Here is a 21237-nt window from a genome sequence, read left to right on the forward strand (position 1 = left end):
CATCAACTGCTTACGCACTTGTTTCGGATATTTGCGTTTACTTCTTATGGATTTTCGTTCTATAACGTCTGAAGATGCTTCAATCTGTTTATCATATTCGGTAACGACTTCGTCCACTTTTTGAACGTATTGATTGAGCTCTTCCAATGATAACTGTTCGTCGCTTTCACGTTTAATTTCAGGAATGATTTCGTTCTCAAGAAGCTCACTATATAGCTGATTTGATTTTTCAATTACACTTTGATGATATTTTTCAATCGATTTCTTCCAGACAAACGTAAATTTATTCGCATTCGCTTCAATCTTTGTACCATCAATAAAAACCGCTTCTTGATCAATACATTTTTCTTCTACTAATTGACAGCGAAATTGAACGAAACATTGGCGAATTAAATCTTTCACTTCTGGCTGAACACGGAATCGGTTGATTGTACGATAGCTTGGTTCATACCCTTGAGCAAGCCACATCATACGAAGACTGTCTTTTAATAGAGCTTCAATTTTGCGCCCTGAGAAGACAGATTGAGTGTAGGCACATAAAATAATTTTAAGCATCATACGTGGGTGATAGGCGGGACAGCCCTCATTTCGAAGAAATGGTTCAAAGGCTTCTTGAGGAATACTTTCAACTAAGTGATGGACATGAAAGGCAATATCATTTTTTTGTATATTTACCTCACAATCCAAAGGCAGAACTAATTGATTCATGTTATAATTTTTAAACATAAGGACCCTTCTTTCTGATTTGATTTGGTATGGTAACTTAATTGTATCAGAAGTGGTCCTTATTTTTCTCAAAAACAATCAAAGCCGGTGACATTTTACTCGTCGTAAAATGTCACCGGCTTTTTCATTTCAGAGGTGGGTTTTGTCCCAGCCTCTTTTTGCATTTTTTAGAAAGGAAAGCTATATAGGAGAAAGTATCTATGAAAATTTGCGTGCAATATTTAATATTATTTTAAAACTTTCGAAAAAGTATAGAGTAATTTGTCGTAATTTGGTAGATTAGTAAGGGATATGAAAAAATAGGGGGGATTTTATACTATAGGAAAAATTTAATTTAAATATTGGTTGGTACCCGTTTGTAATGGATAAGGAATCCATTCACATACTTTCATGGTCTGATGAACGGCGTAGTGAGTTTGCTTTATAGCCACATAGTGCCAGGATCCCATTATAAATAGACTGTTTCTTTATTAGTAAACGGAATTTAGGTGGTCTGCATATATGGCAAGGCAAAAAATTATTATAGGGGAGCAGTTTAGTGAAAAAAGCAAAACAATCAATTGTATATTTTCTCATTTTTATTTTAATTTTGCAGTATTTACCTTATCAGTCAGCCTCAGCTGTCATGGCTTCTGAAATGGAACCAGAAAAAGCTGTGATTTTTGCGGAAGAATCTGGTGGAACAGTCAGGCTTTATGAAAGTGATTCTATAGAAAGCGACATTGCCTATTTAATTGAGGATGATACCGTAGTATCTATTTTAGAAATAGGATTAGAGTTTACTTTTCTGGAGTATAAAGATGCAAAAACAAATACTCTTTGGAAAGGGTATGTAGAGAATACCAGATTGGTAGATCTATCTAATGCGGAAGATTTCAGGCTTAATAGGGCTGAAAAGGAACCCGAATCCGTCCCAAACAGTGAGGATGCCGAATTAGAGGAAGCGGATGCTAATGATGAGGCTTCGAATGCTGATGCTGACGGGGAGCAGTTGCAAGAAGAAGATAGCCATGAGGATCTTTCCCAAGAAGGATCCGTGGATCAGGATAAAGGCACTACAGAAGAAACTGTCTCAGAGACTATAGAAGCACCTGAGAACGAACAGGTAAAAGCTGATGAACAGCAGGCGGAACCGGAGGAGCCTTCCGAAGAGGAAGTAATAACTATCGAAGAAGGAAAGCAAGAAATTTCCCCTGCAAGGTCTCAGTTTCAAGCTATGTCTTTGAAAAGTATATCAATCGAATCAGTTAGCCATGAAGGAATTGCACTAGCAAGCCCTACCCATGTGTATGCTGAAACATCAACTGGCTCTAAATCTCTTAAGAGCTACTCGCAGGGTACCATATTAAAATACGAAACTTTTTCAACAGATTGGTATCGTGCGACAGTGTATATCAGTGGTAAAGAAACTGTTGGGTATATAAAGAAGACAGATGTTGAAAATATTGCCTCTTCTAAAACTAATCTTGAGGGAGTGGGCATAAAATCTCCAACCAATATATATACCAAGGCTTCGAAAAGTTCTTCTGTCATTAAAACATATGCACAGGGAACAATTTTAAAATATCGCACTTTTACTTCTGAGTGGTATGAGTGCACTGTCTATATTAATGGAAATGCAACAACAGGCTATATTAATAAAAATGATGTAGAGGATAAAGCAGCTAAACAATTGAGTCTGCAGGGTGTGGCACTAAAAAGCCCGACAAATGTGTATTCCCAGGCTGCTGATGGAACCAAGGTGCTAAAAAGCTATTCAGCCGGAACGATATTAAAGTATTCAACGTTTATTCCAGGCTGGTATGAATGTATAGTTTATGTTAGCGGAAAGGCAACAAGGGGATTTATTAAAGCATCGGATGTGGAAAATGCCATGGAGAATCCTGTAGCGTACAGTGGTGTAGGAATAAAATCTCCTACTAAGGTTTATCAAAAGCCTTCAGCAGATTCTGCAGTCCTAAAATCATATGTACAGGGAAGCATTTTGAAATATCAATCCTTTGTGACAGGCTGGTATTCAGCAACTGTGTACATTAATGGGAAGGCAACAACAGGCTATATCAGTGCAAATGATGTGGAAAATCCGGTTATCAGCCCAGAGAAATATATAGGTGTTGGCTTGACTTCGCCTGTAAAGGTTTATGAAATACCTTCGGCGAGCTCGAGCGCAATCAAATCGTATAGCCAAGGAAGTATCCTTCAGTATGAGACATTTATACCAGGCTGGTATTCGGCCACTGTCTATATCAGTGGGAAAGCACGTACGGGTTATATTAAAGCCGGTGATGTAGAGAACAGTATGAAATCTCCGGTCAACCTTACCGTTTGGGGGATTGCCAGCAAAGTAAATGTCCATTCGACAGCTTCCAGAAGTGCAAGTATCCTAAAATCCTATAGCGGAGGCACCGAATTAAAGGTACAAACCTTCACTTCATCATGGTACAAGGCCACTGTATATATCGATGGATCGCCTAAAACAGGTTATATCCACAAAGATGATGTAAGTACCGAAAAACCTGGATTCCTGGAATTAGACCTAAGAAAGCCAGCCAAAATCACTGCAAAGGATATTGAAAACTTTTTTGACCGAAAAGGCAGAGGAGACAGTCCTTTAAAAGCCTATGCTCAAAATTTCATCAATGTCCAGAATAAATACGGGGTTAATGCAGCTTACTTAGTGGCCCATGCCATTTGGGAAACAGGATGGGGCGGCTCCAATTTAATCACTTATAAAAACAATTTATATGGATATGGTGCTTATGATGTATGTCCATTCACTTGCGGATACTATTTTAATACTATTGAAGAGAGTATTAATGCCGTAGCTTATATTGTTAAAAGAGACTATTTAACTCCTGGTGGAGCATATTATAATGGACCTACTTTAACAGGAATGAATGTCAGATATGCCACAGATCAAAATTGGAAGAATGGTATATCAAACCTTATGGAGGGCATTCAGTCATATGATGCCAAATACTATTCTTCGACTGCAGCAATTACTGGGAATGGAAATTCTCCAGGGAACTTAAGCAGGGACATACCTGCAGGTAAACCGGTTCCTTCTAGTGTGGTCATTGATTTCCCTGAAGGAATTAGTGCTACGATTAATGAAACGCTTAACTTTAGATCTTTGCCTTATACTTCTTCCAGTACAGTGATCAGTAGTTTGCAGGCTTCTACCAAAGTAACGGTTCTAGGATATAATACGGACGTGAGAACTACAGGTAGTTATCCGTATGACCACCGCTGGTATCGTATATCTGTTGGCGGAAAAATAGGCTGGGTATATGGAAAGTCTTTAACAATTGATAACCTGCTTCAGATTAAGGGTGTTACGACTACTTTAAACATCAGAAATGCTCCTAATGGAAATGAAGTCATCGGTTCAGCACCGGCGAATGCATTCCTTAAAAGTGTGGTAGTTAAGGGTCAGCCAGTTTCAAGCAATGGCTGGTATAATATCTATATGCTTAATTCCACAGTCACCGGATGGGTGTCGGGAGATTATATCAACGAGATTCACAACTAGGTGAAAGACCAGGAAAAGTTCCTGGTCTTTTTTCTATCCCCGACATTCGTGCTGGGGATAGAAAAAGCCCTTAGAGTATAGCAATTTCTGCTTACTTTAAGGGGTTTAATAATTCTTAATAGGAAATAGCTCTTTTCTCTTGGTTACTCCAAATTTTATTAAATTCTTTTTTGCTGATCTTTGCGCCTTTTTGCCCTGTCCAAGGATCATTATAATAATAATCATTATTGTCATAGCCGGTAAGGGTTATCGCGTGCACGGTAAATCCATGCATAGGTGAAACCCAAACTACAACAGGCTTACGGTTGTATAATTGTTTTTCAATTGTCGTGTTTGACTTCTTAGAAAGATTAACGGAGCTGCCTGCATATTTTTTTGTAATACCCATTAAAGCAGTTGGGTAGATGGTCCACCCAAACTTAGTAAATGGGTCACCTACATATCCAAGGTATGGGCTGGAATAGTGTTTAGGCATTTCTTTAGCAAGCTTTACCTTGTCAGCGTTTACGCCCTTATATTGAAGCATCATAGTGACGGCAGTTATTTCACATCCCGTCGGCAGCTCAGGCAGCTGTTTTACTAACGGAACATTCAATTTGACGCCGCTTACCTTTGACCAATGATCCCCATATTTGGTTCCCTGATTGAAATAATAGTCGCTTAGAATGACACCTGTATTATTTTCTTTGAGGGTAGCAACAGCTAAAGTACTATTTGTATTCATTCTATATAAGTATTTTATTTTAGAGGCATGTCTTCCATATAGTGCATTTGCGTAATATTGATATCGAGTCAAAATGACTTGTGAACCTTTTTCTCTTTTACTGGCGCTTGTTACATGTCCTGAAGCGTTTAAATCAAATATATAAAGGATTTTGTCACTGTGTGAACCATATCTGGTTTTTGGATAATATTCATATCGCGAAAGTATTCTTGCGGATCCCTTTTCTCTTTTGGAAGCTCGGGTTATGTAGCCTGAAGTATTTAAGTCAAAGATATATTTAATTTTATCACCATGAGAGCCATAAAATGTATTTGGATAGTACTGATATCTGGAAATGATCCTCTTTGTGCCTTTTTCTCTTTTAGAAGCATTTACAACATGCCCTGAAGTATTCAAGTCAAATACATATTTGACTTTATCGCCATGGGAGCCATATGATGCTTTTGGATAATACTGATATCTGGAAATGATCCTCTTTGTGCCTTGTTCTCTTCTAGAAGCATTTACAACATACCCAGAAATGTCCAAGTCCAAAACATACTTTATTTTTTCTCCATGTGATCCTAATTTTGTTTCCGGAAAATATTGATACCTTGTTAGGATCCGTCCTGTTTCTTTCTCTCTTTTTTGAGCGGATACAACATAATTTGAGGGATTGATAGCGAAAACATATTTGATTGAATTTGCGTGATTTCCGTAAATAGTATTTGGATAGTACTCATAATTGTTAATTGTTCGCTGTGATTGTTGTTCTAATTTTGATGCATTTAAAACATTTCCTGTACTATCCAGCTTGAAAATGTACTTAATATTTTGATTAGCGTTTTCTATTGCTGCTCCGGGGTAGAATTCCTGGATTTCACTTATAGTGTCTTGTGAATATACTTCAGCGTAAGTGACTTCATTCTGGCTATTTAGGAAATACTTTGTGTCTCCTTTGATAATTGCCTGATTTTCTGTCGTTAAAGTATTGGAAGGTTTAGCTGATAATGATGACTTTTTTTCTCTCTTTTCCGGTGAATCAGACTGTTTTTGTTCTTCCGATGCTTTAGAAGCTTTTGCTCCTTCATCTGTTTGAATGGTTGGGTCTACTTTTGCTTTGACAGCCTCTTCAGAAGCATCTTTAATTTCATCGGCTTCTGCTTCAGGCTCAATTTCTATGCTTGATTTATCCACTTCAATTAACTCCATTTGTGACTTGTCTTCATTTGAAGGTACATCTTCTGTACCAGATTTGCTCTGATCTTCCGTTAACTCATTGTTTACTCCTGTAGTTTCATTTCCCTGATTATCAACTTCTTCTCCTTGAGCTTGAGGATTGTAACCTGGGAAAATGAGGGAAAAACTAATAATAAAAAATAATCCTTTTCTGTTCATTATTTCCTCCCAATAAATATAGTAATCTTATCTATTTTATAGCAGATAAAATGACATTAATAGAGGAATTTTTGCATGATTCTACGAAATTCGCATTTTTCCTTTGGTTTATCAGTCACCTGAAAGTAAGATAGTGTCTGTAAATGTTGGATAAAATGGATGTAATAATTGTGTAAAGTTTTCAATAAACATATTGCATTTAAGTGAAAAAATGTAAATATCCCCTGAATTCATTTACTCCAAAATAAGAATCCCTTATTCTATAAGAAAAATTCATGAATACATTGCATAGAGGTGAAAAAACATCAGCATACTGCTGACTTCAAAATCCTGCTTTATCCTTGTCCTCGAATGATCAAGCGGCAATTATTGGCCCTTCATCTTTTGTGGTATATTAATGGAGAAAATTTAAGATGACAAGGAGTTTTCTTATGAAACTAGAACATGTGGACATTTTGGGTGTTCCTTTTGTTCATGCAACCCGCTCTCATTTTGTTGATCAATTGCACCATCATATAAATGCAGAACAAAAAGCTTTTGTGATAACGGCAAATCCTGAAATTGTAATGAAAGCCAATGAAGAACCGTCGTATATGAAGGTGGTGGAACAGGCAACCTATGTAACCGCAGACGGGATCGGAGTGGTAAAAGCAGCTAAGCTGTTAAATAGGCCGCTTCCTGAGAGGGTATCAGGCTTTGATGTGATGATGGACTTGCTTCATTTAGCAGATCAGCATCAGCATCGTGTGTATCTGCTGGGGGCCAGGCAGGAAACGCTTGAAAAGGCTAAAAGGAACATTGAAACGAAATTTCCTCAGTTAAAATTAGTCGGTTCGCATAATGGGTTTTTTGATTGGAATAGCAGACATATTCAGCAGGAAATTGCTGAAAAGCAGCCGGATCTCATTTTTGTGGCTTTAGGTGTGCCAAGACAGGAAAACTGGATTGCTGAAAATATTCATCAATTTGACAAAGGTGTGTTTGTCGGTGTTGGGGGCAGCTTTGATGTCATTGCAGGGACCGTGAAAAGAGCGCCGGAAATCTGGCAAAGAATGAATCTGGAATGGTTTTACAGGCTGTTAAAGCAGCCAAGCCGTTTTGGACGGATGATGGCACTGCCGAGATTCGCTTTCAAGATTTTAGCGCAGAAAGCAAGAAGCTAGCATGAAGCAAACGTTTATTAAAAGCACGTTAATCTTATCCATAGCTACGCTTGCATCAAAGATACTTGGCAGCGTTTTTCGAATTCCGCTTCAGAATATTGCCGGAGATGAAGTGCTCGGTATTTTTAGCTTAGTTTATCCTATCTACATGGTGGCATTGATCCTTTCAGTTGCTGGAATTCCAATTGCTATTTCCAAGTTGATTTCTGAAGCCAATGTGCATGGAGATCATGAGAAGATTTATAAAATATATGTCACTGCAGTGATTTTGGCCTTTTTGTTTGGGCTAACTAGTTTTACGCTTATTTATAGCTTTTCTGCACCGATAGCGGCCGTCCTGGGCGGTGCAAGCACCCGCTTACCATTAATTGTTGTCTCGGCCACTCTTCTTGTTGCGCCGTATATGGCTGTGTACAGAGGCTATTTTCAAGGCTTTCAGGATATTAGGCCAACAGCCGTTTCGCAGGTGCTGGAGCAATTTATTCGGGTGGCCTTTATCCTGATAATTGCTTATGTGCTCGTTGAAAGGAATTATTCCGATGAGGCGGTGTCAGCGGGCATTATGGCTGGCTCCATTTTAGGGGCTGCTGCATCCGCTGTATATTTGCGAATTTTGTTTGCCCGTTCTTCTTTAAAGCCCATATCAGAAGGATTTCGTTATACATTCAGTGATTTTTTGAAAACAGGAAAAACGATACTCTATATTTCCCTGCCGATCTGTATCGGCGCCATCACGATGGCGCTTTTGAATTTCGTGGATTCTGTGACCATTCCATATAGTCTAAAGAGAACAGATATTGACCAAAATATTACCTATATGTATGGAATTTATGGGCGGGGACTGTCGCTTGTTCAAATTGCTACTGTATTCTCAAGCTCGATCGTGCTTCCGCTTATTCCGCTATTAACCGAAACGCTGGCGGAAAAGAACCATGAAAAGGCAAGGGGGATCCTGGAAAGAACTCACCGTCTGACACATCTTGTGTCATGGCCCGCAGCATTCGGGCTGCTGGCATTAAGTCTTCCTTTAAATCTGGCGCTGTTTAAAGACTTGGAAGGAAGCACTGTGCTTGCGGTCATCGGCTTTAGCTCTGTATTTACTTCGTTAACTGTACTAGGTACAGGGATTTTGCAGGGAATCAATCTGGCCAAGCAGGCTGCCTATATCATCGTTTGCGGTGTGGTTCTTAAAGCTGCAGCTAACATCATACTTGTCGGTCTGTTTGGCCTAATCGGGGCAGCCTTTTCGACATTGGCCGTATATGTGGTCATTTTTATTGCCAATACTATTTTTATTAAGAAGGCGGTTCCGTTCACTGTGTGGAAATGGAAGGATTCCGCTGTTGTGATTTCTTCCATTATTATGGGAGGGCTCATTAGTCTTTCGATACTTTATGCGAATATTGAACAGTGGAGCAGAATGAAAGCTTTGCTGTTTTCCGGAGCTGCTGTTATAGCAGGTGCCTTCATTTACTTTGTCTTTTTATATATTACAAGGGGTATTGATAAAGCAGAAATCACCTCCTTGCCTTTATTGAACAAGAGGAAATCAAAAGGAACAAATTAGCATTCGATGCTTTCTTTGAAAGGATGTCGAGAGTGAAAAAAGCTGTTCTTAGTTTATTGATTCTGTCTCTTCTTTTAACGCTGCCTGGCCTAATGAAAAGGCATCAGGCTGAATGGAATAATCGGAATTATGAAACAGTTATTCCGTTTCAGGATATTCAAACACTGGTAGCAAAGGATCCCAGCCTGAAATTGGAGGATGTTTTGCAGGATTTGAAAGATGCTGGACTGCATGCTGTCAGTGTGCAGCCTGAAACCTTAAATAGCCTGGAGGACATAGGGGATATTAACGTCCTGACCGGCGGGAGAATCCAGGAAATGTCTATTCTGAATAGTGAATTGGACGATGCAGCCGACCGGGTTTCTAATGAAGGAGCATATATACAAATCCAAAATGAGAACAAGCTGACAGGCCGGCTCACGGATGTTTTTCAGGCAAAAGAAACAGTCAGAATTGCAGACAAGGAATTTATTCATTTTCCTTCACTGAACAGTGCCCAATTCAATGAAACACCTATTGGCTATACGGAAGAAATGATAACTGAAATTAAGAAAGCAGATCTTTCAGTCGTTTTTAGAATGCCTAATTCATTGGATGAAAAAAATTCATATGTATTTAACCAGCTGCTTGATCTTTCAGATGAGAAATCAAATCGCCTTTTGATTTCAGGTAATGAAGTCATCGGCTATCCGGACATAGAGAAGATTAAAAGGTATGCTCAAAAGCTTAAGGAAGAGAATATAGCTGTTTATGCCATTGAATTTTCTGATCAGGTTGGAATCGGTACAATGGCCAGAGCGCTGGATTATAATATAATCCGGCTGCACAGCATTGACTTGAACAAAGTTCCAAGCATGGAGGAAGGCGTGGATAGGGCTGTTCGGGCCGTAAAGGAAAGAAATATCCGCTCCCTGTTCATAAGAGTGGAGAAGGGGTCAGACTCTAAGGAAGCCCTTTTGAACACTGAGGAGTTTATTCAAGCAATAAATAATCAATTGCCTGTCCATTATAAAGCTGGTAAAGCCCAGGTATTTGATCCAATATCTGTACCGTACTGGAGTCAATTGGCTGCTTTAGTGGCTGCAGTCCTTTTCATCTCTATTGCTGTACAAGTGATTTTTTCCAGGCGGGCTTTATTCTATGCCTCGCTTGCAGGCCTGTTTTTGATTGCGGCAGCCGCCTTTTTGCTGAAGACCCAGATCCTGCTGCAGGGGCTTGCTTTACTGGTTGCCATTATTACACCGATTTTTGCTGTCATCCCTATTAAAAATAGAAAAGGGATATTCCTGACATATGGCCGGGCGGCTCTAATCAGCTTTGCGGGCATTATCATTATTACTTCGCTTTTAAATGGAAATGAGTATTTAATTAAGATTGAAGCGTTCCGAGGGGTTAAGCTGACCTACATCGTTCCCATCCTCTTTGTCATGATTTATGCGCTTTTACGCGACTTCAAGAGCATTCTGAACATGAAGGTTCAGTATTGGCATTTAGCTGTTATAGGTTTAATAGGCTTTATTGGCTTGTACTATATAAGCCGGACAGGTAATGCGGGGAGCGTCTCTTCCATTGAGCTTGCTTTTCGCCAATGGCTGGAAGAGGTGTTGTATGTAAGGCCGAGAACAAAGGAATTCCTGATTGGCTTCCCGTTCTTTGTATTTGCCCTGTACATCTATCCCCTACATCAAAAAATTAGTTTGTATTTGCTTATACCAGGTGTAATCGGGTATTTATCTATTGTTAACACCTTTACCCATTTGCATATACCTCTCTATATTTCACTTCTGAGGACTTTTTACAGCCTAGTATTAGGATTAGTGATCGGCCTGCTATTTATCTTTTTATATAAACAGGGCCGGTCCATTTATGAGAAGAAATGGAAACTGAGGTGTTAATAAATGAAGGTAGTTCTTTCAGGTTATTATGGTTTCGATAATGTTGGGGATGAGGCGATTCTTTATTCAATCATCCAGGCTTTACGGGAAAAAGAACCAGGAATCGAAATTACTGTACTATCGAATAACCCTCCACATACAGAGAAAACTTACAATGTCAAGGCAGTGGACCGCTGGAGCGTGTTAGCGGTATGCAAAGCCTTAGCTGCTTCGGATGGTTTGATAAGCGGAGGAGGCAGTCTTCTTCAGGATGAGACGAAACTTAGATCGATTCCCTATTACTCAGGCGTTATTCAATTTGCAAATATAATCAGAAAGCCGGTATTTATCTATGCACAAGGAATGGGTCCGCTGCGCCATCCTTTCAGCAGGGCAGTTGTAAAGAAAGTATTAAGAAAAACGGAGATAACAGTACGCGACCAGGCATCCAAAAAGCTGCTCGAAAGAATAGGAGTCAAAAATCCAATTGAAATTGTGCCCGATCCTGTATTAGGGCTCAAGCTTGCAGAGCAAAACAGCATTTGGTGGGAGAAGCAGGCCTTTACAGGAAGTGTTGTTACGGTATCCGTCAGAGATTGGCCGTCTTCGGCAAACTACAAAAGCAAGATGGCAGAGGCTTTAGATACCTTAGCACAGGAAGGAAAGCAGATTGTTTTTGTTCCCATGCACGGAAAACATGATGAAAAAGCTTCTAAAGAAACGGCTGACAAAATGAAGGAGAAGAGCTATATTGCTCCTTTTGATGCTTCGATTGAAGAAAAAATAGCCATCATCGGAAAGTCCGATTTACTGGTTGGAATGAGGCTGCATGCCCTTATCTTTTCTTCAATCACCTATACGCCTTTCATTGCTATATCTTATGATCCAAAAATTGAAGCATTTGCCGAGATTGCCGGACAGCCTGTAGCAGGTAATGTAATGGACAATGACTGGAATGGATTATCTCTTTCACAAGCGATAAGAGCCGCCTTGCAAAACAAAGGGGCGGAATCTGCGCATCTTAAGGAAACAATCGGCCGCCTGCAGCGGGAAGCGAGTAATACGGCTCAAAAAGCTCTAAAATATTTTGAAAGGGAGGCGAAGGGGGATAAAATAGGCGAGGGTCACTAAAAAAACGCTAAAAACCTTGTAACTATTATGCTGCCTTGAACGTCTTATTAAAGGAATAGATAGTTAATGTCGAAATAAGGAATCAGGTTGAAGGTTATTTTCGGAAAATTTGTAATATATATGAAAACTAGGTCAAAATAAAAAAGCCATTTGTTACAGATGTATGATATAATTAGGCTCGGTATATACATTTGTTAGGAAAAATATGCCTGATTCCGAAAGTGAAATAGGGGCATTATACTCATAAGGAGGGTCTTTATGTTTTACTTGACCTTAGTATTATGTTTTTTATGCTCTGTGATTATGACCCCTTTTGTAAAAAAATTGGCGTTAAAAATAGGAGCTACTGATCGGCCTAACCATAGAAAAATTCATCAAAAAGTAATGCCCCGATTAGGTGGGCTTGCGATATATATCAGTTTTTTGCTTGGAATGCTCATTTTTCAGCCTGACAAGGAGTACCATATTCCCATACTGGCGGGCAGTTTGCTGATCGTCATTCTCGGGGCATTGGATGATAAGTATGAGCTTTCTGCGAGAATTAAGCTGATTGTACAGATTGCAGCTGCCTTAATTGTTGTATTATGGGGCGGAGTGGATGTTAATTCCATCAATACTCCTTTTGGCGGGAAAATTGAATTTGGTTATTTTGCCATTCCGATTACAGTCCTGTGGATTGTCGGTGTGACGAACGCAATCAACCTGATTGATGGTTTAGATGGCTTGGCAGCGGGCGTATCATCGATTGCACTAATCACCATTTCAAGTATGGCAATCATAATGGGGAATACCTACGTAATCGCTGTTTCAACCCTTGTTTTAGTTAGTACACTTGGCTTTCTCTTCTATAACTTTCACCCCGCGAAGATATTCATGGGTGATACCGGAGCTCTTTTTTTAGGGTATATCATTGGTGTCCTATCCCTATTGGGCTTCAAAAATGTCACAATGATTTCGTTTATCATCCCAATTCTCATTTTGGGTGTGCCGCTATCAGATACATTTTTTGCGATCATCAGAAGGATAGTGAATAAAAAGCCTTTATCAGCACCAGATAAATCCCACCTGCATCACTGTTTATTGAACTTAGGATTCACACACAAGCAAACGGTATTGATGATTTATGCGATTTCAGTTTTCTTCGGCCTTGCAGCTATCATCTTTTCTCAGGCAAAAGTGTGGGGGGCTCTATTATTCATTACGGTCATCGTCCTTTTAATTGAATTATTTGCAGAAGTGATTGGATTAGTGGGGAAGGATTATCAGCCGTTGTTAAAAAGGCTGAAAAACAGAGTTGCCTCCTCTGCCAAAAATAGATAAAGATATATAAGCAGCCTGATTAGGTTGCTTATTTTTATGCCTGTAACAATGGACTGAAAAAACTGAAAATTATCTTTACATTTCTATAATATCTGCTTAATAAATCCATGTTATTTTTTATTTAAAGGAACTTAAGGAGTGATAACATGGTCAAGAAATTGAAAATTAGTTGGCACCAGTTTTGGTTTTTAACTTATAACACGATCCTGTCCACGGCCTCTACATCGCCTTATAATTCCAGTCTCATCAAAAAATCAAAATATCATCAATTAAAACTGATACAGCATTTATAGGCTGTATTTTTTTTCCGCAGGGGAGATTGCAGAAAGAAACCTCTCAACTTTTACGAGAGTTGAGAGGTTTCTGCATTTTTAGTATTCACTTTCGACTTCACTCTGATAGTCTGTCTGACTATCACTCTGTAATTGATTCTCATCATCATCCATTGAATTTTGTCCGTATTCTGTAGGGCTTAGATCTAAATGGCCTTTTAATTCAGTCTGGATTTCTGCAAGGCTCGTCTGATCCAATTCATAATAATAAACGCGATTCCCGTTGCTGTTCGGCAGGTACATATCCTGTCCCGCGATATTTAATGATTCGATGTTGATGGATGATCCTTCTGTGGCATAGTTTAGGAATGCCTTCATCTGATCAAAGGTTAAATCAGTCTCCATATTCTTTCCGACTGCTTCAATGACATTGGCATACTTTGAAATAGAGCCAACTGAAGCTGCTCTGTCTACAATGGCTTTCAGGATTTCCTGCTGCCTTTCGCCGCGCTGGATATCGCTATCCTTTTTTCGGGTACGGGCCAATGCCAGTGCTTCTTCACCATTTAATAATTGGTATCCGGGTTCTAAACTGATGGCATTTGGTTTATCATTTGAGTCCTGTTCTGAAAATGCGTAAGGGACATCTACTTGAATACCATTCAAAGCTTCCACTATATCGATGAACGCATTGAAGTTTACTTTTACATAAAAGTCGACTGGAATATCGAGCAGTCCTTCCACTGTTTCAATTGTAGTGGCAGGGCCACCGTTTGCATGAGCGTGAGTAATTTTATCCTGATATCCCAATTGTGGAATGTAAACATAAGAGTCTCTTGGAATGCTAAGCAATTTAACTGATTTTGAATCCTTATTGAAAGTAGCTAGCATAAGCGCATCCGATCTGGAGGATGTGCTGAAAGACCTTTTGCTGCTGTCATCCACACCAATAAATAGCACAGAAATATTGTCTATATCCGGCTGGGCTGCAGATGCTCTTTTCGTAGTGCGATCTATAGGATTATATGAATCTTCCATAACTGATTGTGCTTTATTATATAAAAATGTTCCATAAGCCGTGGCGCTGAGTGTCAGTAGAATAATGGGAAGGAAAATAAAGAAAAAGATTCTCCTCTTCCTTTTGGTCTTCTTTTTTTCAATTAGTATCGAGCGTCTATCATGAGGCATTTGTATGCTCCTTTATTTAAAAGTAAAGAGTGCCATCTGTTATTTTATAATTTTTAGGAAGTTTAGTAAAACAAAATATTAGGTACCTTATAATTTTACCTCTTCTTCCAGGTAAAGGCTGTCACCTAAAGTAATTTCACCGGCACCATTTGTTAATTCGGTCATCCAGTTAATAAAAGCGCCAGTTTGATTTTCTTCAACAAATGCTTCAACTGTGACTGTATCAAGATAATGAATATCCTTTATCGCATAAATGGAAGACCTCAGCTCATTTTCAACTTTTCCAAGCAAGGTATATTCAATCTTTGTCTTCATAACGGTCATGAGCTTTCGTTCAACGATTCCAGTTGCCTGCAAGCCTTCTGAGGTGGCCCTTCCGTAAGCCCTGATTAATCCGCCTGCTCCTAGTTTTATTCCGCCGAAATACCTGGTTATGACAACGACTGTATCTTTTAGTTGTTTCTTCTTCAACACTTCCAGAATAGGCACACCAGCAGTTCCGCTTGGTTCTCCATCATCATTTGCTTTTTGGATCTGGTCGTTTTCTCCAATTAAGTAGGCAGAACAATTATGAGTGGCATTGGAATGCACCTTCTTAATCTTCTGAATAAATTCCAGGGCCTCATCTGCTGTTTCTGCTCTTCCTACATGAGCAATAAACCTGGATCTTTCTATTTCGATTTCATTTTCTCCGTATCCCTTAACTGTATAATAAGAGGGCAGCACAGAACCGCTCCTTTCATAACTCTTAGTCCAAAAAAATCAGCTAAATTCATTATAATTCGACAAGTTTCCTAACATCAATTTTTTAACAGAATGTAATGAAACTTTAATATAGAACATTTTTTCCCATGTTATAATGTAAGCAATTCTGATGTTTATGCTACTATAATAAAAATGTGCCGATTTTAATCTTTAAGTGGTATAAATATACATATTATTTTCCCTGGTAGTCATGTTTACCCTGCTTTTATATAGGATATAAGACACAGGGAAAAATCACAAGCCTAAGCCTTTTTACCGAATTTTAGGTAACCTGGTATAATTTTCAGACTGGAAAGATAGTATCTTAGCTCATTTAGCGCTAAAATAAAGGTACATAGCGGAAGGGTTACGCCCTTGGAGGAGTGTAAATGAGTATTAAGAAATTCGATTCCAAGACTCTGGATCTTATTCTTGAAAAAATGGTTCAAACAGTAGGTACCAGTAAAGATGAAATATTTCGTATAGGCGAACAATGCCGGAATGACCACAAGACTTTAACAGAAGAACTTATGGAAGTTAAGCAAATGGTTCTTAAAGTAATTGAAGAAGGGGATCGGCTTGAAGTGCAAACCCGGTTTGCAAGAAAGCGCCTTTCTGAAGTAAGCATGCACTTTAAGGATTATTCGGAGTCAGAAGTCCGTGAAGCATATGAGAAAGCCCATCAGCTTCAAATGGATTTATCCATGAACCGTCACCTTGAAAAACAGCTGAGGGATCGCCGTGATGATATTGAAAGAAGGCTTATAGGTGTTAACGACACTATTGATAGAGCAGAAGTCCTGATTTCTCAAATAACGGTTGTGATGAACTATCTGACAAGTGATTTGAAACAAATGGGAGAAATCATTGAAGACGCGAAGCTCAAACAGGATTTTGGCCTGAAAATCATCGAAGCACAGGAAGAAGAGCGGAAAAGAGTATCCCGTGAGATCCATGACGGACCTGCCCAGATGATGGCGAATGTCATGATGAGATCTGATTTAATTGAACGGGTATACAAAGAACGCGGTGCCGATGAAGCCATTACAGAAATAAAAGACCTGAAAAAAATGGTCCGCAATGCGTTATATGAAGTTCGAAGAATCATTTATGATTTGCGCCCAATGGCACTTGATGATTTGGGGTTAATACCTACCCTCAAAAAATACTTAACAACGATCGAAGAGTATCACAGGAGTACAAAGATATATTTTGCGAATGTAGGCCAAGAAAAGCGTCTGTCTCCTCAATATGAAGTTGCTTTGTTCCGCCTGATACAGGAGTCTGTTACAAATGCACTAAAGCATGCAGATGCAAAAGAAATCCAAGTAAAGATAGAGATTAATAATTCTAGGGTTGCAGTAGTTGTAAAGGACGATGGAAAAGGCTTTAATATTCGTGAGAAACGTCCTGGCTCATTTGGAATTATGGGGATGGGAGAAAGGCTTGAGCTTTTGGATGGCCAGATGTCCATAGATTCCAAACCGGGCAAAGGAACCATTGTCATCATTCAAGTTCCATTGAATAAAGAAACAACTTAAGAATAGAGATAGAAAACTAACTGGAGATTTGGGAGGCGAAGCATTTGAATACAAAGATCGTCATAATTGATGACCATCAATTATTCAGAGAAGGGGTAAAGCGGATTTTAGATTTTGAAAAGAGCTTTAGTGTAGTGGCAGAAGGTGACGATGGCAGCGAAGCCATGGCTCTTGTGGAAGAGTATGACCCTGATGTCATCATTATGGATATCAATATGCCGAACACAAATGGCGTGGAAGCGACCCGCCAGCTTATTAATAAATATCCGGAATCAAAAGTAATCATTCTTTCCATCCATGATGATGAGAATTATGTTACTCATGCCCTTAAGACAGGAGCTAGTGGATACCTGCTAAAAGAAATGGATGCAGATGCATTAGTGGAGGCTGTGAAGGTTGTTGCTGATGGAGGCTCTTATCTGCATCCGAAGGTGACGCATAACCTGGTAAATGAGTACCGTCGTTTGGCAGCAGAGGGAACTGGCAACAGCTCCTATACACAGGTGGAAATCCGCCGTCCGCTTCACTTGCTGACACGCCGTGAATGTGAAGTGCTTCAGCTCCTTGCAGATGGAAAAAGCAACCGGGGAATTGGGGAAGCTTTATACATAAGTGAAAAAACGGTTAAGAACCACGTGAGCAATATCCTGCAAAAAATGAATGTAAATGACCGTACTCAGGCAGTTGTTGTAGCGATTAAGAACGGCTGGGTAGAAGTGCGATAATTTTATTGAGAGGAAAAGTCCTTTTGGGAAGGGGCTTTTTCTTTTTTATTTTTAACTTTACTCCATAAGCTCTTTAAATTTCCTTCAACAACAAAAGGGCCATTTAAATACCTTCTGATGGCCAGTTGGAAAATTTCTTCAATTAGTAGAAAGATTACAAACGAAGAAAGAATAATAATGACTGCTTGCGCCATATGGTTACCTCTAATCTCTTAAAAGTGATTACCTAATTACACTAATGATAACGGAAAGACAAGGTAAGTTAAAGGTATTTATATACTTTTTTTGAAATATTAACCAAAACGGCACCCGTATCACATACTACGAGTGTTTATTTTATTAGTGCGGCCGCAGCTGTTTGAAAAATAGCTTTTATATTAGAAGATCTCTTTTTAGCCTGGTTCACCATGTCAATAAGCTCTTCAATTTCTTCAGGGGAAGCACTGTCTATCAGCCATGACGCAAGTTCTGTCCCACTGACAGAATGGTTGATATTAGGAACTTTAATGTGTTTAAATTTACTTAATTCAATATTAAGCATGTGATGAAGTGTTTCTAAGGTGTATTTATTTGATGTGGTGGTATTTGTGGAAGAAGTGCTTTTACTCAATTTGTTACAGCTCCTTTACAAATTAAAGACACAAAAAGCATTTTATCACATACATGGTAATGATTTGAAGGTAAAAAATTACCAGGTCCTAAAAGTAGGTATTATGGGGCATGGGATTATTTCCTTTATAACTTAATGCATTTTCCCCCGCAATCATATAAAATGGTACATACAAAAGAGAAAAAAGATAAGGATGGTACCTCAATATATGAAAACGGCTGTTGTAACGGATAGTACAGCATATATTCCTAAGAATTTAAGAGATAAGTTAAATATACATATGATTCCGCTGATCGTGATTTTTGGCGGGGAGACCTATCAGGAAGAAGTGGAAATTACGGCGGCAGATTTTTATGAAGAAGTGAAGCATAAAGATCTCCCAACAACTTCACAGCCGCCGGTGGGTGAGTTTGCCGAGCTGTTTGAGAAATTATCGAAAGAGTATGATGCGGTAATCTCGATTCATCTGTCGAGCGGCATCAGCGGCACTTACCAGGGGGCAGTCACTGCAGGGAGCATGGTGGAAGGTATTCAGGTGTTCCCATTTGACTCAGAAATCAGCTGTATGGTGCAGGGCTTGTATGTGATTGAAGCCGCTGAACTGGCTGCTGCCGGAAAGAGTCCACAGGAAATTGTGGAGCGTTTGGAGGAAATGAAAAAGAGCGTTCGTGCTTATTTCATGGTGGACGACCTTTCGCATCTTCAGCGCGGAGGACGTTTGTCCAGTGCACAAGCCTTGATTGGAAGTCTGCTCCAGGTTAAGCCGCTGCTTCATTTTGAAGATAAGAAAATTGTTCCGTTTGAAAAGATCCGTACGCGCAAGAAAGCGATGAGGCGGATGGTTGACCTATTCTGGGAAGATGTAAAAAGCGGGGAGCCTTATCAGGCGGTTATTATCCATGCCAACCGGGAAGCAGAAGCACGTGAGTGGAAGGCTGAGCTTGAAGCGGAATATCCAAATGTGGAATTTATGATCAGTTACTTTGGTCCGGTTATTGGAACTCATTTGGGCGAAGGCGCAATGGGATTTGGCTGGGTTAAGAAGTAATGTTTGCGCCATTCTGGGGAGTGGCGCAGATTTTTTGAGAGGAGTGATGTGGATTTGCAAATAGATTGAGGACTTCTGCAAGTAGAAAGCTTGAATATGCAAATAGCGCGCCCAAATCTGCAAATAGATTTGAAAACTTGCAAATAGAACCGTAATACTTGCAAATAGACAGATAAACTATTTAAGCCAGAGGTGAACTAATTGAGATTTACTCCTGAAATGACCCCCTATATAAAAGATTTCCCTCCAGAAAGCCTACCGATATCCTCTATTGAAACCATCCCAGAGCTGCCACTCATCAAAAACTACACATTTAACAAAGAACTTCAGCAAATCCTCCATGGAAAACAGCTTTTACTCGAAAACCTCCAGCATCCACTCGACGAAATCCATCAGCACTATGAGAATGGCTATATTAATTACCGAAAAGGGATCATTAAGACCAAAGGCAAGACAGTGTGTGCCAGATGCGGCAATAAAGACCGCACACTGTTCGCGAGCTTCCCGTGTGCCTGTTGTGGAGAAAATGACTGCACATACTGCCGCAAATGCATCATGATGGGACGGGTCAGTGAGTGCACCCCGTTGATTGGCTGGTGCGGACCGGAGCCGGTCAGTGAAATAAACGAGCATCCCCTGGAATGGGCAGGCAATCTTTCACCCGGTCAAAAGATTGCATCCGATCAGGTGAAGCATGCTGTTATCGAAAATAAAGAACTCCTCGTCTGGGCTGTCTGCGGTGCAGGAAAAACGGAGGTTCTATTCGAAGGAATCAACACTGCCCTCTCCTCCGGAAATAGAGTCTGCATTACCACTCCGAGAACGGATGTGGTGCTCGAGCTTGGTCCACGGCTCAAAGCAGTTTTTCCTGGTATCCAGGTGGCAGTCCTCTACGGCGGCAGTGAAGACCGCCATCTTCAGGCCATCTTAACTATCGCCACCACGCATCAGCTGCTTCGCTTTTACAAAGCGTTTGATACTGTAATCCTTGATGAAGTGGATGCCTTTCCTTATACAGCGGATGAAAGCCTTCAGTATGCTGTCCGCCAGTCCCGCAAAGAACTTTCCTCGATGATTTATCTGACAGCTACCCCAAATCAAAAGTGGCAGAGTGAATGCCGGAGCGGGAAAAGAGATTATGTCACTATCCCGGCCAGATATCATCGTCACCCCTTGCCTGTGCCATCCTTCAAATGGTGCGGCAATTGGGAAAAGTCGCTTCAAAAAGACAAACTCCCGCCTGCAATCACCCAATGGATTAATAAAAGGCTCGATAACCAAAAGCAGTGCCTGCTCTTCCTCCCCAAAATCGACAAAATGGAAAAGGTCCTCACCATACTCCGGAAAGCCTATCCTAAAATCCAAGCTGTGCACGCAGAAGACCCAGAGCGAAAGACTAAGGTTCAAATGATGCGCAATAAGGAAATTCCGATGCTTCTCACTACGACCATCCTAGAAAGAGGGGTTACGTTTCCCGATATTGATGTAGCGGTGTTTGGCGCTGAAGACCGCATTTTCACAGAAAGCGCACTAGTCCAGATTGCAGGACGGGTCGGAAGAAGTGCTCAATTTCCAGGCGGAGATATCACCTTTTTCCATTACGGCAAAACCGAAAACATGGTCAAAGCACGAAAACAAATCCTCAAAATGAACGCTGAAGCCAAAAAGAAGGGATTGATCGACTATTAACTGCTT

General features: G+C 40.0%; 16 protein-coding genes. 10 read left to right on the forward strand and 6 right to left on the reverse strand.

All coding sequences use genetic code 11. From position 1 onward, the window contains the following. A partial coding sequence (locus M3205_RS00855; RefSeq protein WP_251168205.1) for a transposase occupies positions 1–726 on the reverse strand: 726 nt, incomplete at its 3' end. 538 nt (positions 727–1264) lie between these two features. Here M3205_RS00855 and M3205_RS00860 point away from each other — a divergent pair. Continuing rightward, positions 1265–4258: an SH3 domain-containing protein gene (locus tag M3205_RS00860; protein ID WP_251168206.1), complete on the forward strand. Its 2994-nt coding sequence runs from the start codon at positions 1265–1267 to the stop codon at positions 4256–4258. A 115-nt stretch (positions 4259–4373) separates the two neighbouring features. Here the strand turns inward: M3205_RS00860 and M3205_RS00865 are convergent, their stop codons facing one another. After that, complete coding sequence (locus tag M3205_RS00865) at positions 4374–6359, reverse strand: C39 family peptidase (protein ID WP_251168207.1); 1986 nt, start codon at positions 6357–6359, stop codon at positions 4374–4376. 431 nt (positions 6360–6790) lie between these two features. Between M3205_RS00865 and M3205_RS00870 the strand changes: the two genes are divergently transcribed. From M3205_RS00870 to M3205_RS00890, 5 genes are all read left to right on the forward strand, one after another. Continuing rightward, on the forward strand, positions 6791–7522 hold the full coding sequence (locus M3205_RS00870; protein WP_251168208.1) for a WecB/TagA/CpsF family glycosyltransferase: 732 nt from the start codon (positions 6791–6793) through the stop codon (positions 7520–7522). 1 nt (position 7523) lies between these two features. Then, on the forward strand, positions 7524–9089 hold the full coding sequence (locus tag M3205_RS00875; protein WP_251168209.1) for a putative polysaccharide biosynthesis protein: 1566 nt from the start codon (positions 7524–7526) through the stop codon (positions 9087–9089). 32 nt (positions 9090–9121) lie between these two features. Then, positions 9122–10984: a DUF5693 family protein gene (locus M3205_RS00880; protein WP_251168210.1), complete on the forward strand. Its 1863-nt coding sequence runs from the start codon at positions 9122–9124 to the stop codon at positions 10982–10984. Positions 10985–10987: 3 nt separating this feature from the next. Continuing rightward, entirely contained in the window at positions 10988–12094 is a 1107-nt protein-coding gene (gene csaB / locus M3205_RS00885) for a polysaccharide pyruvyl transferase CsaB (RefSeq protein ID WP_251168211.1), read from the forward strand. Between the two features lie 258 nt (positions 12095–12352). Beyond that, a complete protein-coding gene (locus tag M3205_RS00890) occupies positions 12353–13414 on the forward strand; it encodes an MraY family glycosyltransferase (protein WP_251168212.1) in 1062 nt (353 codons plus the stop codon). Positions 13415–13785: 371 nt separating this feature from the next. On the opposite strand, the gene M3205_RS00895 is transcribed toward M3205_RS00890, so the two are convergent. Together M3205_RS00895 and M3205_RS00900 are read right to left on the reverse strand one after the other, a co-directional pair. Continuing rightward, positions 13786–14874 (reverse strand): LCP family protein, encoded by a 1089-nt coding sequence (locus tag M3205_RS00895; protein ID WP_251168213.1) that lies wholly within the window; start codon positions 14872–14874, stop codon positions 13786–13788. An 87-nt stretch (positions 14875–14961) separates the two neighbouring features. After that, on the reverse strand, positions 14962–15600 hold the full coding sequence (locus M3205_RS00900; protein WP_251168214.1) for a YigZ family protein: 639 nt from the start codon (positions 15598–15600) through the stop codon (positions 14962–14964). 407 nt (positions 15601–16007) lie between these two features. Between M3205_RS00900 and M3205_RS00905 the strand changes: the two genes are divergently transcribed. Then, entirely contained in the window at positions 16008–17159 is a 1152-nt protein-coding gene (locus M3205_RS00905) for a sensor histidine kinase (RefSeq protein ID WP_251168215.1), read from the forward strand. Between the two features lie 44 nt (positions 17160–17203). Continuing rightward, positions 17204–17884 carry a response regulator gene (locus tag M3205_RS00910; RefSeq protein WP_159863842.1) on the forward strand — a complete coding sequence of 227 codons (681 nt, stop codon included), beginning with the start codon at positions 17204–17206 and terminating at the stop codon, positions 17882–17884. 2 nt (positions 17885–17886) lie between these two features. Here the strand turns inward: M3205_RS00910 and M3205_RS00915 are convergent, their stop codons facing one another. Together M3205_RS00915 and M3205_RS00920 are read right to left on the reverse strand one after the other, a co-directional pair. After that, positions 17887–18078 carry a hypothetical protein gene (locus M3205_RS00915; protein ID WP_159863840.1) on the reverse strand — a complete coding sequence of 64 codons (192 nt, stop codon included), beginning with the start codon at positions 18076–18078 and terminating at the stop codon, positions 17887–17889. Between the two features lie 137 nt (positions 18079–18215). Next, positions 18216–18494 carry a hypothetical protein gene (locus M3205_RS00920; RefSeq protein ID WP_159863838.1) on the reverse strand — a complete coding sequence of 93 codons (279 nt, stop codon included), beginning with the start codon at positions 18492–18494 and terminating at the stop codon, positions 18216–18218. 208 nt (positions 18495–18702) lie between these two features. Here M3205_RS00920 and M3205_RS00925 point away from each other — a divergent pair, with 208 nt between their 5' ends. Continuing rightward, entirely contained in the window at positions 18703–19542 is an 840-nt protein-coding gene (locus tag M3205_RS00925) for a DegV family protein (RefSeq protein ID WP_251168216.1), read from the forward strand. Between the two features lie 219 nt (positions 19543–19761). Next, positions 19762–21231: an ATP-dependent helicase ComFA gene (locus M3205_RS00930; protein ID WP_159863934.1), complete on the forward strand. Its 1470-nt coding sequence runs from the start codon at positions 19762–19764 to the stop codon at positions 21229–21231. Positions 21232–21237: the final 6 nt, after the last annotated feature.

Origin of the sequence: Cytobacillus firmus, from assembly GCF_023715565.1 — a bacterium.
GTDB lineage: Bacteria > Bacillota > Bacilli > Bacillales > Cytobacillaceae > Cytobacillus > Cytobacillus firmus_C.

Coding starts and splice junctions, on each gene's coding strand:
- M3205_RS00865 (WP_251168207.1), bottom strand. CDS start 6,359: ATGAACAGAAAAGGATTATTTTTTATTATTAGTTTTTCCCTCATTTTC.
- csaB (WP_251168211.1), top strand. CDS start 10,988: ATGAAGGTAGTTCTTTCAGGTTATTATGGTTTCGATAATGTTGGGGAT.
- M3205_RS00930 (WP_159863934.1), top strand. CDS start 19,762: ATGACCCCCTATATAAAAGATTTCCCTCCAGAAAGCCTACCGATATCC.
- M3205_RS00870 (WP_251168208.1), top strand. CDS start 6,791: ATGAAACTAGAACATGTGGACATTTTGGGTGTTCCTTTTGTTCATGCA.
- M3205_RS00875 (WP_251168209.1), top strand. CDS start 7,524: ATGAAGCAAACGTTTATTAAAAGCACGTTAATCTTATCCATAGCTACG.
- M3205_RS00905 (WP_251168215.1), top strand. CDS start 16,008: ATGAGTATTAAGAAATTCGATTCCAAGACTCTGGATCTTATTCTTGAA.
- M3205_RS00925 (WP_251168216.1), top strand. CDS start 18,703: ATGAAAACGGCTGTTGTAACGGATAGTACAGCATATATTCCTAAGAAT.
- M3205_RS00895 (WP_251168213.1), bottom strand. CDS start 14,874: ATGCCTCATGATAGACGCTCGATACTAATTGAAAAAAAGAAGACCAAA.
- M3205_RS00890 (WP_251168212.1), top strand. CDS start 12,353: ATGTTTTACTTGACCTTAGTATTATGTTTTTTATGCTCTGTGATTATG.
- M3205_RS00915 (WP_159863840.1), bottom strand. CDS start 18,078: ATGGCGCAAGCAGTCATTATTATTCTTTCTTCGTTTGTAATCTTTCTA.